The 17565-nt window shown below is 54.8% G+C and carries 16 protein-coding genes and 1 riboswitch; of the genes, 9 read left to right on the top strand and 7 right to left on the bottom strand.

The features are described from left to right. Window positions 1-17: 17 nt before the first annotated feature. Window positions 18-818 carry a bifunctional hydroxymethylpyrimidine kinase/phosphomethylpyrimidine kinase gene (gene thiD, locus ACTJKZ_RS01905; RefSeq protein ID WP_260058882.1) on the bottom strand — a complete coding sequence of 267 codons (801 nt, stop codon included), beginning with the start codon at window positions 816-818 and terminating at the stop codon, window positions 18-20. Continuing rightward, window positions 805-1602 (bottom strand): hydroxyethylthiazole kinase, encoded by a 798-nt coding sequence (thiM, locus tag ACTJKZ_RS01900; RefSeq protein WP_440829137.1) that lies wholly within the window; start codon window positions 1600-1602, stop codon window positions 805-807. The genes thiD and thiM overlap by 14 nt, the downstream gene beginning before the upstream one ends. A gap of 34 nt (window positions 1603-1636) precedes the next feature. Then, window positions 1637-1734, bottom strand: a riboswitch (TPP riboswitch). 298 nt (window positions 1735-2032) lie between these two features. Between thiM and ACTJKZ_RS01895 the strand changes: the two genes are divergently transcribed. Continuing rightward, the gene (locus ACTJKZ_RS01895) at window positions 2033-2230 is read left to right on the top strand and encodes a hypothetical protein (RefSeq protein ID WP_222925463.1); all 198 of its coding nucleotides are present in this window, start codon (window positions 2033-2035) and stop codon (window positions 2228-2230) included. A 97-nt stretch (window positions 2231-2327) separates the two neighbouring features. After that, window positions 2328-3287 carry an AEC family transporter gene (locus ACTJKZ_RS01890; protein ID WP_222925225.1) on the top strand — a complete coding sequence of 320 codons (960 nt, stop codon included), beginning with the start codon at window positions 2328-2330 and terminating at the stop codon, window positions 3285-3287. Between the two features lie 61 nt (window positions 3288-3348). On the opposite strand, the gene ahpF is transcribed toward ACTJKZ_RS01890, so the two are convergent. Next, complete coding sequence (ahpF, locus tag ACTJKZ_RS01885; RefSeq protein ID WP_010248223.1) at window positions 3349-4917, bottom strand: alkyl hydroperoxide reductase subunit F; 1569 nt, start codon at window positions 4915-4917, stop codon at window positions 3349-3351. 71 nt (window positions 4918-4988) lie between these two features. Beyond that, window positions 4989-5552 (bottom strand): alkyl hydroperoxide reductase subunit C, encoded by a 564-nt coding sequence (ahpC, locus tag ACTJKZ_RS01880; protein WP_013358496.1) that lies wholly within the window; start codon window positions 5550-5552, stop codon window positions 4989-4991. A gap of 234 nt (window positions 5553-5786) precedes the next feature. Here ahpC and ACTJKZ_RS01875 point away from each other — a divergent pair, with 234 nt between their 5' ends. Then, on the top strand, window positions 5787-6242 hold the full coding sequence (locus tag ACTJKZ_RS01875; protein WP_161732239.1) for a GNAT family N-acetyltransferase: 456 nt from the start codon (window positions 5787-5789) through the stop codon (window positions 6240-6242). Here the strand turns inward: ACTJKZ_RS01875 and apbC are convergent. Beyond that, the gene (apbC, locus tag ACTJKZ_RS01870) at window positions 6239-7351 is read right to left on the bottom strand and encodes an iron-sulfur cluster carrier protein ApbC (protein WP_161732237.1); all 1113 of its coding nucleotides are present in this window, start codon (window positions 7349-7351) and stop codon (window positions 6239-6241) included. The two genes, ACTJKZ_RS01875 and apbC, sit on opposite strands and share 4 nt — an antisense overlap. 176 nt (window positions 7352-7527) lie before the next feature. Here apbC and metG point away from each other — a divergent pair, with 176 nt between their 5' ends. From metG to sanA, 6 genes are all read left to right on the top strand, one after another. Continuing rightward, window positions 7528-9561, top strand: coding sequence for a methionine--tRNA ligase (metG, locus tag ACTJKZ_RS01865; protein WP_222925224.1), 2034 nt, complete (start codon window positions 7528-7530; stop codon window positions 9559-9561). Window positions 9562-9789: 228 nt separating this feature from the next. After that, entirely contained in the window at window positions 9790-10182 is a 393-nt protein-coding gene (locus ACTJKZ_RS01860; RefSeq protein ID WP_222925223.1) for a CidA/LrgA family protein, read from the top strand. After that, window positions 10175-10867, top strand: coding sequence for a CidB/LrgB family autolysis modulator (locus tag ACTJKZ_RS01855; RefSeq protein ID WP_222925222.1), 693 nt, complete (start codon window positions 10175-10177; stop codon window positions 10865-10867). Before ACTJKZ_RS01860 ends, ACTJKZ_RS01855 begins: the two co-directional genes overlap by 8 nt. A gap of 120 nt (window positions 10868-10987) precedes the next feature. Further along, entirely contained in the window at window positions 10988-11878 is an 891-nt protein-coding gene (gene cdd, locus ACTJKZ_RS01850; protein ID WP_440829136.1) for a cytidine deaminase, read from the top strand. A 269-nt stretch (window positions 11879-12147) separates the two neighbouring features. Further along, window positions 12148-13845 carry an NAD-dependent malic enzyme gene (locus ACTJKZ_RS01845; RefSeq protein ID WP_222925221.1) on the top strand — a complete coding sequence of 566 codons (1698 nt, stop codon included), beginning with the start codon at window positions 12148-12150 and terminating at the stop codon, window positions 13843-13845. A 135-nt stretch (window positions 13846-13980) separates the two neighbouring features. Then, complete coding sequence (gene sanA, locus ACTJKZ_RS01840; protein WP_013358504.1) at window positions 13981-14700, top strand: outer membrane permeability protein SanA; 720 nt, start codon at window positions 13981-13983, stop codon at window positions 14698-14700. 285 nt (window positions 14701-14985) lie between these two features. Here sanA and mglC read toward each other — a convergent pair whose 3' ends face one another. Together mglC and mglA are read right to left on the bottom strand one after the other, a co-directional pair. Then, window positions 14986-15996, bottom strand: coding sequence for a galactose/methyl galactoside ABC transporter permease MglC (mglC, locus tag ACTJKZ_RS01835; RefSeq protein ID WP_161732226.1), 1011 nt, complete (start codon window positions 15994-15996; stop codon window positions 14986-14988). A gap of 19 nt (window positions 15997-16015) precedes the next feature. Next, on the bottom strand, window positions 16016-17536 hold the full coding sequence (gene mglA / locus ACTJKZ_RS01830; protein WP_161732224.1) for a galactose/methyl galactoside ABC transporter ATP-binding protein MglA: 1521 nt from the start codon (window positions 17534-17536) through the stop codon (window positions 16016-16018). Window positions 17537-17565: the final 29 nt, after the last annotated feature.

Here is a 17565-nt window from a genome sequence, read left to right as displayed (position 1 = left end):
GATGCGGACCTTCGCCGTCACCACCACTGATGAAAATGGTGCACCGGTCCGATGCCGTTCCCGACCTCCAGCGAATCCGCCTGTAACAGCGCCTGCTGCAACCAGTTTTTCGCTTCCTCAATCGTCTCTGCCCAGTCAGTATGGCGCGGACGTAACGCGGCTAAGGCGGCCGACAGCGTGCAGCCGGTGCCATGGGTATGACGGGTATGCACGCGTGGCGTGCTGAATCGCTGTTCCGCTGAGTGAGTAATCAGCCAGTCCGGACTCTCCGACGCCGCCAGATGACCGCCCTTCATCAGCACGGCCTGACAGCCGAGTGCCAGCAAGGCCCGCCCCTGCTCGCGCATCTCTGCCTCATTGGTGGCGATAGCGCAATCCAGCAACGCCGCCGCTTCCGGCAGATTTGGCGTGATCAGCGACATCTGCGGTAATAACTGCTCCCGTACGCTGGCCACGGCGTCTGGCGAAAGCAGCGCATCACCACTTTTCGCGACCATGACCGTATCCAGCACGACAAACGGGATCTCAGCACGCCTCAGCCGGGCTGCAACCTGTTCCACAATCGCCGTTTCAGACAGCATGCCGATTTTTGCGCTGTCGATACGCACATCATCCAGTACCGAATCGAGCTGGGCGGCAACAAAGTCAGGCGCAATGCGATAAACCGACTGCACGCCCTGGGTGTTTTGTGCCACCAGCGCGGTAATCACACTGGTGCCGTAGGCACCCAGAGCTGAGAAGGTTTTCAGATCGGCCTGGATGCCCGCGCCGCCACTGGGATCGGTACCGGCAATCGTCAGAGCATTAATGCGCTTCATGCTCTACCTCCAGCGTCCAGAGTGCATCAATAAACGCCGTGACAAAGCTGCCGGGTCCGGCTGCCTGCGCCGCTGCCTTTTCACCCGACAGGGCCATTATCTGACAGGCCGCCGCCACGTTCATCAGCCGATCGCCTGGCAGAGCAGTGAATCCCGCCACTACAGCAGAAAGTGCGCAGCCGGTTCCGACCACGCGCGTCATTAACGGGCTTCCACCGGTTATGGCAAGGAGTCGCCGGCCGTCGGTGGCGTAGTCCACTTCACCGGTGACGACCACAAGCGTGCTCCAGGTTTCCGCGAGCTGTTGGGCCGCATTGAGTGCTGCATCCGCCTGATGCAGCGTGTCGACACCGCGCCCGCCGCCGGCCTGTTGTGCCAGCGCCAGAATCTCTGACGCATTTCCCCGAATCACCGCCGGTTGCTGGCTGAGCAGTTGCTGACAGAAGTCGCTGCGCAGCGTCAGCGCGCCGACGGCAACCGGATCGAGTGTCCAGGGGGTGCCCGCCTGATTAGCCGCGATAACGGCAGCCTGCATCGCCTTCTGGCGCTCGCGGGTTAACGTGCCCACGTTAATCAGCAACGCATCGGCAAAGCGGCCGAACTGTGCCGCTTCGTCAGCATCGATCACCATTGCCGGTGAGGCATTGAGCGCGAGTAACACATTGGCAGTGAAGTTCTGGACCACGTCATTGGTCATGCAGTGCACCAGCGGTGACTGACGGCGGAAAGTGTGCAGAACGGGCGCGAAGTGCGCAGCAGAAAGGTGTTGAGATTGATGTGTCATCTTAGCTCCCAACCGGCGAACAAGAAGGCGAATGCGGTCAGGCATCAGACTTCCCTACGCTGGCATTATCCAGATCAGGTAATACGGGTATTTCTCAGCCTTCATTTAAGAAGGGCACCCCGAGTCGTGTTACGGCTTGCAGCATAGGCAAGCCGTACTGTTAAAGCAAGCCTGGAAAATAATCGGAACTGAAACAATTCACATGATCCCGATCAACTCTCAGCAGTACAAAAAAAGGCTTAATGCTGCGGGCTATCGGAATACCTCTTTATAAGTAGAAGTGTTTATTACCCTGATGAGTAATATTTCCCGCACTGACTCTGGTGACCCCATAATAACTAACCTGCTCGCAGCATTATCGTAAAAAACACGTTATTTCATGGAGTTAAAAAACTTCTGAAGCGGAACTTCATACTATTCAGGACGTATGATGCGATTTTTAGCGCTTATTCCACACCGTCATCGATGGCAGGAGATTAATATTGAACGCAAGGGTGCCGTGGCACCCAATGGCAGACAGTACCTCTCCACCTATCTTTCCGCCCGCTGCACAGGCTGTGGCGAAATTATTCACCGGGTCTATTATCGGGATATCAGTGACAGACAGGCACGCCGCTGGTTAGGTTAGTGTCCGGGCAACGGTCATTCCAGACACAGTTCAAGTTAACAGTTAGTTAGCAATTTGTTAGTCTGGTAACTAATCATCGCCTGACCAGACTCTCTCTATGCCACTGCTGTTTGAAAGCTTAAGCCATCAAATTTATCTGTCAGCCCCGCTGTTTATCCTGATCCTGCTGGGATACTGTCTGACGCGCCTCGGAAAATGGCCCGCCAGCATCAGCGAAGGGATGAACCGCTTTGTATTTAACGTCGCACTGCCCTGCATGCTGTTTCGGGTGATGAGCACCTTCTCGCAAAGTCCGCCGGTGGATGCGCGCCTGTTGCTGGCCTTCTTCGGCAGTTGCCTGCTGGTGTTTATCGTGGGGCGACTGCTGGCAACAAGGCTGTTCAATCTGGATGGCGTAGCGGCGTCGGTTTTTGCGCTGGGCGGCATCTTTTCCAATAACGTGATGCTGGGGATCCCGGTGGCCACAGTACTGCTGGGGCCAGAAGCCCTGCCCCCGGTGGCGCTGGTTCTGGTATTTAACAGCCTGATCCTCTGGACCTTACTCACCGTTTCGGTCGAATGGGCGAAACAGGGCAGCTTCTCGCTGGAAGGCGTGTGGCGCACCCTGATTGGGGTAGTAAAGAATCCACTCATCATCGGCATTCTCAGCGGGACGGCCTGGAGTTTTCTGCAGCGTCCTTTGCCGATGCTGGCCGCAGAACCGTTAAAGATGCTGGCTTCACTGGCCGCGCCCCTGTCGCTGGTGACGCTGGGCATGAGCCTGGCGCATTATCGGGTGCGGGAAGGACTTAAAGAGAGCTATACCCTCTGCCTGCTGAAGCTGGTGCTGCAGCCGATGACGGTATGGGCTATCGCGTGGCTGACCGATTTGCCACCGCTGGAGAGTAAAGTGGTGGTACTGCTGGGATCGATGGCAGTCGGGGTTAACGTCTATCTGATGTCGCAGAAGTTCAATGTCATTACCGGCCCGGCGGCGGCGAGTATGCTGTTTTCAACGGTATTTGCGGCGGTGACGACGCCGATATGGATGATGCTGATGACACTGGCGGGCTATTAACAGGCTAAAAAAAAGCCCCTCAGCAGGCGTGCTGAAGGGCTATTGTCTGGTTAACTAAATGTTATTCAGCCGATTTGGTACGAATCAGATAGTCAAACGCGCTCAGTGAGGCTTTAGCACCTTCACCACTGGCGATGATGATCTGTTTGTACGGCACGGTGGTGCAGTCGCCCGCAGCAAACACGCCCTTCAGGCTGGTTTCGCATTTACCATCGATGATGATCTCACCCATTTTGTTGCGCTCAACCGCGCCTTCCAGCCACGGGGTGTTCGGCAGCAGACCGATCTGAACGAAGATACCGGAGAGCGGCAGCTCGTGGGTGGTCTGCGTCGTACGGTCGATATAGTGCAGGCCGGTCACTTTGGTGCCGTCGCCTTTCACTTCAGTGGTCTGCGCGTTCAGGATCACATCAACGTTCTTCAGGCTGCGCAGCTTATCCTGCAGCACCTGATCGGCGCGCATCTCACCGGCAAACTCCAGCAGCGTAACGTGTTCAACGATACCGGCCAGATCGATGGCCGCTTCCACGCCGGAGTTACCGCCGCCGATCACCGCTGTGCGTTTGCCTTTGAACAGCGGACCATCGCAGTGTGGGCAGTAGGTCACGCCTTTGGTGCGATACTCTTCTTCACCCGGCACGCCCATGTTACGCCAGCGTGCGCCGGTCGCCAGGATGATGCTGCGGGATTTCAATACTGCGCCGGAGGCGGTTTCGATGGCGTGCATTCCGCCCTCTTTCGCTGCCGGGATCAGTTTGATGGCGCTCTGGCTTTCAATGACGTCCACGTTGTAATCATCCACGTGTGCGCGCAGTGAACCGGCCAGTTTTGCCCCTTCGGTTTTCGGTACGGAGATATAGTTTTCGATATCGACCGTGTCAAGCACCTGGCCGCCAAAACGCTCACCCAGCAGGCCGGTACGGATGCCTTTACGTGCTGAGTAGATGGCTGCCGCTGCGCCCGCCGGACCACTGCCGATAATCAGGACTTCATACGCGTCACGCTTGTTCAGCTCTTCTGCCGCACGTTTATCCGCATTGGTATCCACTTTGCTGACGATTTCCGCCAGGCTCATGCGACCCTGACCAAACTCTTTACCATTGAGGTAAACCGCTGGCACGCCCATCACGTTACGTTCCTGAATCTCGTTCTGGAACAGGCCACCGTCGATAGCGGTGTGGCTGATGCGCGGATTAATCACCGCCATAAGGTTCAGCGCCTGTACGACGTCAGGGCAGTTATGGCATGAGAGTGAATAGTAAGTTTCGAAATGGAAGTCACTGTCCAGCGCCGCGATCTGATCCAGCAGGCTCTGTGCTTCTTTCGACGGATGCCCACCGGTCTGTAACAGCGCCAGCACCAGTGAGGTAAATTCGTGACCCAGTGGGGAACCGGCAAAACGCGGGCCGCTGTTCGAACCTGGGTTAGTGATCAGAAATGAGGGCTTACGCACCTGACGATCGTTCTCTTCGCGGAAGCTGACTTTGTCAGACAGGCCGGCGATATCAACCAACAGTTCACGAATCTCGGTTGATTTTGCACCCTCATCCAGGGTGGCGATCAACTCAACAGGTTTGGTTAATTTCTCAAGGTAAGCCTTGAGCTGCGTCTTCAAATTTGTGTCGAGCATAGTGATATCCTGGTCAAAAAATCGGGTGCCGCAGCACCCGATTGGAGAATGGTCGAAAGGGCGAAGCGGAATTAGATTTTGCCAACCAGGTCCAGAGACGGAGCCAGAGTTGCATCACCTTCTTTCCATTTAGCCGGGCACACTTCACCTGGGTGAGAAGCCACGTACTGAGCCGCTTTCACTTTGCGCAGCAGGTCAGAGGCGTCACGGCCAATGCCTTCAGCAGTGATTTCGATGGCCTGGATAACGCCTTCCGGGTCAACGATGAACGTACCGCGGTCAGCCAGACCTTCGTCTTCACGCATGATTTCGAAGTTACGGGTCAGCGCGCCAGTCGGGTCACCAATCATCGCGTACTGAATTTTCGCGATGGTGTCTGAAGAACCGTGCCAGGCTTTGTGGGTAAAGTGGGTGTCGGTAGAAACGGAGTAGATATCTACGCCCAGTTTCTGGAATTCTTCGTAGTGGTCAGCCACGTCGCCCAGTTCGGTCGGGCAGACGAAGGTGAAGTCAGCTGGATAGAAGAAGAACACACTCCATTTACCTTCAACGTCTTTCTCGGTTACGTCGATGAATTCGCCGTTTTTGAATGCTGCGTTTTTGAACGGCTTGATTTTGGTATTGATAATAGACATCTGTGGCCTCCGTTAAAATATGTGATGCAGGTTACATAATTTTCGGGCCAACATCTAATACGCGGTCGTTATCAATCTGATAAACGAAAGCTATCAAACGCTGAAAGCCTGATGCTCTCTGGCCCGGCAGGCAGTGTACAGCGATTTTCGTGACATTTAACCCGCTTTATCTTTTCGCCTGTCTTCGCGAATCACTGCTAGTTTTGTAAGACCGGATTATAAGGGAGCTGACCTGTGGAGATTCGTCCGTTTACGGAAGCCGATCGTCCTTTCCTGCGCACGCTGTTTCTGGCGGCGCGACGACACAACTGGCGCTGGCTTGACGGCAGCGAGTGGCAGCTGGAAGATTTTGATGGCGTGATTCTGGGCGAAACCGTGCTGGTTGCGGAAGCAGAGGGGCAGCGTGTCGGATTTGCCGGGCTGCTGGAGAACGACAACTTCCTGCACAGTCTTTATGTCGATCCTGACTGGCAGGGACGCGGCGTGGGCAGCGCTTTACTGGAAGCAGTCGAAGCGCGCTTTACCTCAACCGGCGCGCTGAAGTGCCTGCAGAAGAACAAAGCGGCACAGGCGTTTTACCTGAAACACGGCTGGAAAATGATTTCACAGGGCGAAGGTGAGCACGGCGGCTACGTGTTGATGCATTACCCGCTGGCCTCACACTATGCCAGCGGGTCGGGTCGGGCTTAAAGCGCGCGGAAGGCGATGTCGCCGGGGATGACTTCGCCCTGCCAGTAAAGCTGAGCCGCAACGCGTCCGGCCAGCTGGCGATAGAGCGCGGTAAATTCGCTGTCGGGACGGCGAATCACCGTCGGTTCACCTTCATCAAGATCTTCGCGCAGGTCAATGTGCAGCGGCAGCTGGGCCAGCAGCTGTGTCTGGTAATCCTCCACCAGTTTCTGCGCGCCGCCGGTGCCAAAGATGGGCTCGTGGAAGCCACACTGACTGCAGATATGCAGGCTCATGTTTTCCACCACGCCGAGCACCGGCACATTGACCTTTTCAAACATCACCAGCCCTTTGCGGGCATCAATCAGGGCGATGTCCTGCGGTGTCGTCACCACCAGCGCACCGGTGACCGGCACGTTCTGCGCCAGCGTCAGCTGAATGTCGCCGGTGCCGGGCGGCATATCCAGCACCAGATAATCCAGCTCCGGCCACAGCGTTTCGTTAAGCAGTTGCATCAGCGCTTTGCTGGCCATCGGCCCGCGCCACACCATCGCATTGTCATCCGTGACCAGATAACCAATGGAGTTGGTGGCCAGCCCGTGCGCCATGATCGGTGCCATATGGGTGCCATCCGGCGAGGTTGGCCGTTGATCCTGAGTGCCGAGCATGTTCGGCACAGACGGGCCGTAGATATCGGCGTCCAGAATCCCGACCCGCGCGCCTTCTGCTGCCAGCGCAAGCGCCATGTTTACGGCGGTGCTGGATTTTCCCACGCCGCCTTTGCCGGAGCTGACCGCAATAATGTTTTTGACGCCGTTAACGCCCGGCTGGTTTTTTACCCGCTTCAGGGTGGCAATATCATGGCTGAGCCGCCAGTCGATGGCGCGTGCGCCGGTCTGGCGCAGCAGTTCGGCGCTGACCTGCTCTTTCAGGTCGTCGAATCCGCTGGCCCAGGCAAACGGCATCACCAGTTCCACATGCAGCGTTCCATCCAGCTGCGCCACATGGTGCAATGCCTTCAGGGCGGTGAGATTCTGCTTAAGGGTCGGATGCTCAAAGCTTCTCAATACGCCTGCCACGATGGCGCGCAGGCCTTCTGGCGTATGCGGTTCCCGGGATTGTACTGTCATCCCCTGCTCCTTATTTCTGCTGTGCTTACGCTGTGTTTCAGCGATGTATTGTCAATGATATCAGATGCTCGTGGATCTGCGGCGACTGGCAGGGTGAATCCCTTGTGTTTACGCAGGTGAAGCCTTCAGTTACCATCTAAGCCCGTTTTTTCAATCAACAGAAAGCTACGCAAACTATGACTCAAGTCGCTAAAAAAATTCTGGTAACGTGCGCACTGCCTTACGCGAACGGATCAATCCATCTCGGCCACATGCTCGAGCATATCCAGGCAGACATTTGGGTGCGTTATCAGCGAATGCGTGGCAATCAGGTTTATTTCATCTGCGCCGATGATGCGCACGGCACGCCGATCATGCTGAAAGCTCAGCAGCTGGGCATTGCACCGGAGCAGATGATTGCAGAGATGAAAAGCGAGCATGAAGCCGACTTTGCCGGTTTTAATGTCAGCTATGACAACTATCATTCGACCCACGGCGACGAGAACCGTGAGCTTTCAGCGCTGATTTACGGCCGTCTGAAAGAGAACGGTTTTATTAAAAACCGCACCATCTCCCAGCTCTACGATCCGGAAAAAGGGATGTTCCTGCCGGACCGTTTTGTGAAAGGCACCTGCCCGAAATGTAAATCACCTGATCAGTATGGCGACAACTGTGAAGTCTGCAGCGCGACCTACAGCCCGACCGAGCTGATCGATCCGAAATCGGTGGTATCCGGTGCGACGCCAGTCCTGCGCGACTCCGAGCACTTCTTCTTTGATCTGCCGTCCTTCAGCGCCATGCTGCAGGCCTGGACCCGCTCCGGTGCGCTGCAGGATCAGGTGGCGAACAAAATGCAGGAGTGGTTTGAATCGGGCCTGCAGCAGTGGGATATCTCCCGCGATGCGCCTTATTTCGGCTTTGAAATCCCGGACGCGCCAGGCAAATATTTCTACGTCTGGCTGGATGCGCCTATCGGTTACATGGGCTCGTTCAAGAACCTGTGCGACAAGCGTGGCGACATCGACTTCGACGAATTCTGGCGTAAAGACTCGACGACCGAGCTGTATCACTTCATCGGTAAAGATATCGTCTACTTCCACAGCCTGTTCTGGCCAGCGATGCTGGAAGGCAGTCACTTCCGCAAGCCAAACAACCTGTTTGTACACGGCTATGTCACCGTCAACGGTGCCAAGATGTCGAAGTCGCGCGGCACATTTATTAAAGCCAGCACCTGGCTGCAGCATCTGGATGCCGACAGCCTTCGTTACTACTACGCGGCGAAACTCTCTTCACGCATCGACGATATCGACCTGAATCTGGAAGATTTCGTCCAGCGCGTGAATGCTGACATCGTTAACAAAGTGGTTAACCTGGCGTCACGTAACGCGGGCTTCATTACCAAACGCTTTGACGGCAAACTGGCGGCAGACCTGGCCGATCCGGCGCTCTATCAGACCTTCGTGGATGCGTCAGAGAAGATTGGTGACGCATGGGCGGGTCGTGAATACAGCCGTGCTATCCGTGAAATCATGGCGCTGGCTGACCTGGCGAACCGTTATGTCGATGAGCAGGCTCCGTGGGTGGTGGCGAAGCAGGAAGGCCGTGATGCCGATCTGCAGGCAATCTGCTCCATGGGCATTAACCTGTTCCGCATTCTGATGACCTGGCTGAAGCCGGTACTGCCGTCACTGAGCGCCCGCGCAGAAGGCTTCCTGAACTGTGAACTGAGCTGGGATGCCATCGCGCAGCCGCTGCTGGATCATCAGGTCGCACCGTTCAAAGCGCTCTACAGCCGCATTGAAATGGCGAAAGTCGAAGGACTGATTGAGGCTTCGAAAGAGGATGCCGCTGCGGCCAGTGCATCGCCCGCCACGGGCCCGCTGGCCGATGCACCGATCGGTGAAACCATTACCATTGATGATTTCGCCAAAGTGGATATGCGCGTCGCGCTGATTGAGCAGGCGGAACTGGTGGAAGGTTCGGACAAGCTGCTGCGTCTGCAACTCGACCTGGGCGGTGAGAAGCGTCAGATCTTCTCAGGTATTCGTGCCGCCTATCCTGATCCCGCCGTGCTGGTCGGTAAAATGACCATTATTGTGGCTAACCTCGCCCCGCGTAAAATGCGTTTTGGTATCTCTGAAGGCATGGTGTTGTCAGCGGGCCCGGGCGGCAAAGATCTGTTCGTGCTCTCCGTCGACAGCGGTGCTGTGCCGGGTATGCCGGTTAAGTAATCGCCTGCCGACGCTTAACAGGTTAAGCGAAGTGCCGTCCTCAACCCTTCGCGCCGTATCACTGGCGCGAAGGGTTATTTTTCCCCCTTTGCATTCTCACCGCTACTACCCCGCTTCCTTCTGCTGAAACGCTTTGCCCGTTGCTGCTACTCTGCGGCATAAATGTGATCGCTAGCACGCTAAGCGGTTAATGCGTATGATGAAGCTCAGTGAAAACAGGAGCCTGCCATGCTCACCGTGCTGTCTGTCTGCGGACGTTATCTTCGCGCCTTTATCATCATTTATCTCTGCTTATACGCTGGCATCGGCATCGCTTCGCTGCTGCCCATTAAACTGCCAGGCAGCATCCTGGGAATGTTAATTCTGTTCGGCCTGCTGGCGTCGCAGATCCTGCCGGTCAGCTGGGTAAAACCGGGCTGCCATCTGCTGATTCGCTACATGGCGCTGCTGTTTGTGCCAATCAGCGTCGGAGTGATGAGTTACACCGATATACTCACCGCCCAGTTTGGCCCGATTGTTGTTTCCTGTGTTGTCAGTACCTTCCTGGTACTCTCCATTGTCGGCGTCAGCGCCCACCGGCTTCACAGCCGCCGTCCTGCCGGAGAGTCAGCCGATGAGTGACATGTGGTGGTCACTGCCACTGACGCTGGCAGCCTTTTTTCTGGCGCGCAAGCTGGCGATACGACTGAAAATCTCGCTGCTTAATCCGCTACTGGTCGCCATGGGGATGATTATCCCGATACTGCTGCTGTTGCAGCTTCCTTACTCGCGCTATTTCGCCGGCAGCCAGATTCTTAATCAGCTGCTGCAACCGGCTGTGGTCGCGCTGGCACTGCCGCTGTATGAGCAGATGCATCAGATTCGTGCCCGCTGGAAATCGATTATTGGCGTCTGCTTTATCGGCAGCCTGACCGCCATGATCTCAGGCACCGCTATTGCCCTGTGGATGGGTGCCACACCTGAAATTGCCGCCACCATCGTACCTAAATCCGTGACCACGCCCATCGCGATGGCCGTCTCCGGTTCGCTGCACGGCATTCCCGCCATCAGCGCCATCTGCGTGCTGATTGCCGGAGTACTGGGTGCGGTATTCGGACACACGCTGCTGAATCTGCTGGGCGTAAAATCGAAAGCGGCGCGCGGACTGGCAATTGGCAATGCATCGCATGCGCTGGGCACGGCGCGTGCCGCGGAACTGGACTATCAGGAAGGAGCATTCAGCTCACTGGCGCTGGTGATCTGCGGCATCATCACCTCTCTGCTGGCACCGTTTATTTTTCCGCTGCTGATGCACTGGTTTGGCTGAAAGTTTGCGAGAGATCTCGCAAAGTTGAAACATGCAACACATGTTACATTGTCAGAGCGATGTGGATCACATATAAACCGGTGACTGGCACATCGCCCTGCTGAATTTAATGAGGCTCACATGCATTCCCGTTTCCTCTCTGCTTTTGAGGCATTGCCGTCAACGCTGCAAACTGCACTTGCTCCCCTGTTGAACGATCCTGACTTTCATGCGGTGATCAGCGCCGACCAGGTCACCTCACTGCAACAACAGACACAAATGGAGGCCGATGCGCTGGCGCTGGCGCTGCTGCCCCTCGCGGCCTCCTGTGCCGTTGCTACCGTGTCGCATTTTAACGTTGGGGCGATAGCCCGCGGCGTCAGCGGCAACTGGTACTTCGGGGCTAACATGGAATTTGTCGGCACGCCCATGCAGCAGACCGTCCATGCTGAGCAGAGCGCTATTACCCATGCGTGGCTGCGCGGCGAGCGCCAGCTTGAGACCATCACCGTTAACTACACGCCGTGCGGTCACTGCCGTCAGTTCATGAACGAGCTGAACAGCGGCACCAACATTCTCATCAGCCTGCCACAACGCGCAATCAGCACCCTGGCCGATTATCTGCCGGATGCCTTTGGCCCGCGCGATCTGGACATTACGACCTTCCTGATGGACGAGGTGGACCACGGCTATGTGGCCGAAGGCGATGAACTGGTGCAGGCTGCGGTTGCCGCTGCCAATGCCAGCCACGCGCCTTACAGCCAGTCCCACGCGGGTGTTGCGCTGCTGACCACGGATGGCGCGATTGTCGCCGGTCGCTATGCCGAAAATGCCGCGTTTAACCCGAGCTTCCCGCCGCTTCAGGCGGCACTGGTCTTGCTGAACATGCAGGGCGGCGATGTTCGTCAGATAAAAAAAGCGGTACTGGCCGAAGTGGAAAATGCCACGTTAAGCCAGTTTGCCGCCACGCAGGCGACGCTTGAGACATTTGGTTGCGGTGAGCTGCTGCAGGTAACGCTGTACAAAGCATAACCCGCTGTCAGAGAAGCCACAGTTTTGTGAGCTTTTGTGAACAAACGCTGTACTTCTGCGGGAAATTTCATAGGATCTGGCGCCAGAATTCACGCAATTACAAATTACTCTGAATAATTCAGGTTGCAGGATAGCAGCACGGTCGTGAATGTTTCCGCAGCGGTTACCCTGCCGCTGCCTGACCTGCAGTCTGAGCTATAACGGGTGAGAAAACTGGCGCTACCTTTCCGGCGTGACGCCAGACAACACTGCAACCGGAGCATTACCGCATGGAACTCGACTACGAAAGTAAACGCCCGCTGTATATCCCTTATGCTGGCCCGATTTTGCTGGAATTTCCCCTGCTGAATAAAGGCAGCGCCTTTAGCATCGAAGAACGTAATGAATTCAACCTCAACGGTTTGCTGCCAGAAGCAGTGGAATCGATTGAAGAGCAGGCGCAGCGTGCCTGGCGTCAGTTCCAGGACTTCAAAAATAATAACGATAAGCATGTCTACCTGCGTAACATCCAGGACACCAACGAAACGCTGTTCTATCGCCTGCTGGATAATCATCTTGAAGAGATGATGCCGATTATCTACACCCCGACTGTGGGCGCAGCCTGCGAACACTTCTCTGAGATCTACCGTCGTGCGCGTGGCGTGTTCATCTCCTACCCTAACCGTGACCGTATCGAAGATATGCTGCAAAACGCCACCAAGCAGAATGTGAAGGTGATTGTAGTGACCGATGGCGAGCGCATCCTGGGCCTCGGCGATCAGGGCATCGGCGGCATGGGTATCCCGATTGGTAAGCTTTCACTCTATACCGCCTGTGGTGGCATCAGTCCGGCTTACACCTTGCCGGTGGTACTGGATGTCGGCACCAATAACCAGCAGTTGCTGAACGATCCGCTCTATATGGGCTGGCGTCATCCGCGCATTACCGGCGAAGAGTACGACGAGTTCGTCAATGAATTTATCCAGGCCGTTAAACGCCGCTGGCCGAAAGTTCTGCTGCAGTTTGAAGATTTCGCCCAGAAGAACGCCATGCCGCTGCTGAACCGCTATCGCGATGAGGTCTGCTGCTTTAACGACGATATTCAGGGCACTGCAGCCGTTACGGTAGGTACCTTGATTGCCGCCAGCCGCGCAGCCGGTAGCCGCCTGTGCGAGCAGAAAGTGGTGTTCCTGGGTGCCGGTTCCGCGGGTTGTGGTATCGCTGAACAGATCATCGCGCAGATGAAATCAGAAGGCCTGAGCGACGAGGAAGCACGTGGCCGGGTGATGATGGTCGATCGCTTTGGTCTGCTGACGGACAAGCTGCCTAACCTGCTCGATTTCCAGAGCAAGCTGGTGCAGAAGAGCGAAAACCTGCAGCAGTGGGATGTCACCAATGATTCCATCTCGCTGCTGGACGTGGTGCGCAATGCGCAGCCCGATATTCTGATTGGTGTCTCTGGCCAGCCGGGCCTGTTCACCGAAGAGATCATCCGCGAGATGCACAAGCACTGTAAGCGCCCTATTGTGATGCCACTGTCGAACCCGACATCACGCGTGGAAGCGACGCCAGCCGATATCATCGCCTGGACTGACGGTGCCGCGCTGGTCGCAACCGGCAGCCCGTTCTCGCCGGTGAGCTGGAACGGTAAAACCTATCCGATTGCGCAGTGCAACAACTCCTACATCTTCCCGGGCATTGGTCTGGGTGTGATTGCTTCGGGTGCCAGCCGCGTTACCGATACCATGCTGATGACCGCCAGCCGCGCGCTCGCTGACTGTTCTCCGCTGGTGAATGAAGGTGAAGGCCCGGTACTGCCTGAGATTAAAGATATCCAGGGCGTGTCGAAAATCATAGCGATGGAAGTGGGTAAAGCTGCTCAACTGGCGGGTGTCGCCGTGGTGACCTCTGAAGATGTGTTGTCACAGGCTATCGCCAACAACTTCTGGCTGCCGCAGTATCGTCACTATCGTCGTACCTCGATTTAATCTTCCCACTGCCGGATCGCCTCTGGTCCGGCAGTGTTCAAAAAACGTACAGCCAGCCGGCACTCACTTGCTTCGCTGCGGCTGCTCAAGTAGCCTTGTCCCATCTCACTATTTTGACATCGAGTCTCCAGGCGCATGCTGAAACGCGTTCTCATTGGTCTGCTTTTCATCATCTTACTGATGGTGGCAACGGCGCTCGGCCTTGATCGCTGGATCAGCTGGAAAACTGCGCCTTTTATCTACGAAAATGTCGCTTCATTGCCGCATCGTCAGGTAGGTGTGGTACTGGGGACGGCGAAATATTATCGTACAGGCGTTATCAATCAGTATTACCTCTATCGTATGCAGGGCGCTCTTAATGCCTATAACAGCGGCAAGGTGAATTATCTGCTGCTGAGCGGTGACAACGCGCTGCAAAGCTATAATGAGCCGATGACGATGCGCCGCGATCTTATCAAAGCCGGTGTCGATCCGGCTGATATCGTGCTCGATTATGCCGGGTTCCGGACGCTGGATTCGATTGTGCGCACCCGCAAAGTGTTTGATACCAATGATTTCATTATTATCACGCAGCGCTTCCACTGTGAGCGCGCGCTGTTTATCGCCCTGCAGCTGGGCATTCAGGCCCAGTGCTATGCGGTGCCCTCACCGAAAAACATGCTGAGCGTGCGCTTCCGTGAGGTCGGTGCCCGGCTTGGCGCACTGGCGGACCTCTTCCTGCTTAAGCGTGAACCCCGTTTCTTAGGCCCGCTGGTGCCGATTCCTGCCGTACACGATGTTCCTGAAGACGCGCAGAGTTATCCGGCGGTGACGCCGGAGCAGCTGCTGGAGCTGGAACAGAAGCTGCGGAAGTAGCTGGCGCTCAACGGCTTAATGAAACTGTGCTGAAAACTGTTATATGTGCTGAGCTGCAGTGTGGCAGCAAGGTACAAGACTCAGGGAGCATACGCCTTTCGCAAAGACGTAAAAGACGCTCTCTAAGGCAAGGCTCAGCGCGGGCCGAGCATGTCATGGATGACGGCTTTTGCGTCTTTCCGATCTGACCGTGTTCCCTTCGCAGACTCCGTCTTACAGCATCAACCCCAGCACTCCCCATAAAAAAAGCGACCCGAAGGTCGCTTTTTTAGCGTTGAATAAGACTTACTTCTTACGAGAATATTTCAGGGAATCCAGCGCCACGGCGAAGATAATGATGCCGCCCTTAATGATGTACTGCCAGTAAGGGTTCACGCCGATATAGGTCAGACCGTAGTTGATAACGGTGAAGATCAGCACACCGGTGACGACACCCGCCACACTACCCACACCACCGGCGAAGGAAACGCCGCCGACCACACAGGCCGCAATCGCATCCAGCTCATACATAAAGCCAAGGTTGTTGGTGGCAGAACCGATACGACCCGCCTCCAGCATCCCGCCAAAGGCGTAGAACACACCTGACAGGGCATAAATCATGATCAGGTTCAAAGGCACGTTCACGCCTGACACTTTCGCCGCTTCCGGGTTACCGCCGATAGCAAAAATGTTTTTGCCGAAGCGGGTTTTGTTCCACAGAATCCAGACGAAAATAATGGCAATCACAGCGTAGAACGTGATGAACGAGAGTTTAAAATCACCAAAGCGTAAGAAACCCTGAGCAAATTTCGAGAACCCTGCGTCAAAGCCAGCAATCGGTGAGGCACCCACAAAGTCGTAATAGAGTGAGTTGATACCGTAAACGATAATCATGGTGCCCAGCGTGGTGATAAATGGCGTTACCTTCAGGTAAGCAATAATCACACCATTCACCAGACCAATTACACCGCCAATGATGCACACCGTAAGGATAACCAGTGGAATCGGCACGGTATCCAGCGTCGGGAAGACTTTGTTCGCGTTATCCATCGCCTGCAACAGCGTTGCGGCAACGACCGCCGCTAAGCCAACCTGACGTCCGGCTGACAGGTCAGTACCCTGGGTCACAATCAGACCCGCCACACCCAGTGCAATAATAATGCGCACCGAAGATTGGGTCAGAATATTACTCAGGTTCATCAAACTTAAAAATGTCGGATCCTGGAAAATAATAATAGCCAGCAATACCAGCAGAACGACATAAATGCCGCCCTCTTTTAACCAGGTTAGCGCATTCTTTTTTGTAGTCGCTTTCATGTTAACAGCCCTTGCTTCATTAAAGGTGTAATGACGCTAAACGCAATATTTCGTTCTGCGTGGTCGTTTTGGTATCAACTATGCCTGCTACCAGACCATTACTCATTACCAGAATACGATCGGTAATGCCTAACAGCTCCGGCATTTCGGATGAGATAATAATGATGCCCTTTTCTCTTTTCGCCAGTTCAGCAATCAGCTGGTAAATTTCGAATTTCGCACCAACATCAATACCGCGTGTTGGTTCATCAAGCATCAGGATTTCAGGCTGGGTCAATAACCAGCGGCCAATAATCACTTTTTGCTGGTTACCGCCCGAAAGCGAACCAATTTGTGTATGATGCCCTGGGGTTTTAACACGCATTGAATCGATAACCCATTGGGTATCACTCTTCATGCGTTTATTATCCAGCAGTCCCATACTGTTTTTATATTTTTTAATATTGGAAATAAGCGAGTTAAAACCAATATCCAGGTAAGCATAAATACCAGTCGAACGACGCTCTTCAGTCACCAGCGCGAAACCGTGGTTAATGGCTTCATTGGCGCTGTGATTATTAATCGGTTTGCCATGCAGTTTGATGGTGCCGCCCGATTTTTCGCGAATGCCAAACAGCGTTTCGACGATATCGGTACGTTTGGCGCCCACCAGCCCGGCAATGCCGAGTATCTCCCCTTTACGCAAATCAAATGAGATATCGCGAATAGACGGCTGACGCAGTGACGTCAGGTTGCGAACTTCAAGAATTGTCTCGCCTGGCACGTTGGTACGGTCAGGGAAACGCTGGTTCAGTGAACGGCCGACCATCATGGCGATGATCTTATCCATATCCAGCCCGTCCAGCGGCTGAGAGGTGATCCACTGACCATCACGCAGAATCGTGATCTCATCACACAACTGGAAAATCTCTTCCATCTTGTGCGAAATATAAACAATGCCACAGCCGCGATCTTTCAGCTTACGAATAATCGTGAACAGGTGATTCACCTCTTTCTCGGTTAACGAGGAAGTCGGCTCATCCATAATCACTATTTTCGCGTCGTAGGAGAACGCTTTAGCAATTTCAATCATCTGCATCTGTGACACAGAAAGATTGGCAACTTTGTCGCGTGGATCGATATCGATATCCAGCTCGTCAAAAATCGCCTTAGTGTCCTGGTACATCTTATCCTGATCCACAAAGAAGCCTTTGCGCGGATAACGCCCCAGCCACATGTTATCCATCACGGTACGCTGAAGAACCAGGTTTAATTCCTGATGCACCATCGACACGCCATTTTCCAGCGCCTCTTTGGAGCTTTTATAGTCGATCTCTTTACCCTGAAACAGGATACTGCCGGTATCTTTTTTATAAATACCAAACAGGCATTTTAATAAGGTGGATTTCCCGGCACCGTTCTCGCCCATTAATGCATGAACAGAGTGAGGCCGCACTTTCAAATTCACATTATCTAACGCTTTAACGCCGGGAAATGATTTTGAAACATTCGTCATTTCCAGCAAATATTCTCGCTGCGCGGTCGTGTTATCACTGGCCATATTTTACCTGGCTAAAAAACGGTGGTGAC

This window comes from Pantoea sp. 22096 (genome assembly GCF_052045955.1).
Lineage (GTDB): Bacteria > Pseudomonadota > Gammaproteobacteria > Enterobacterales > Enterobacteriaceae > Pantoea > Pantoea alfalfae.
This window is presented reverse-complemented; position numbering and strand designations above follow the sequence as displayed.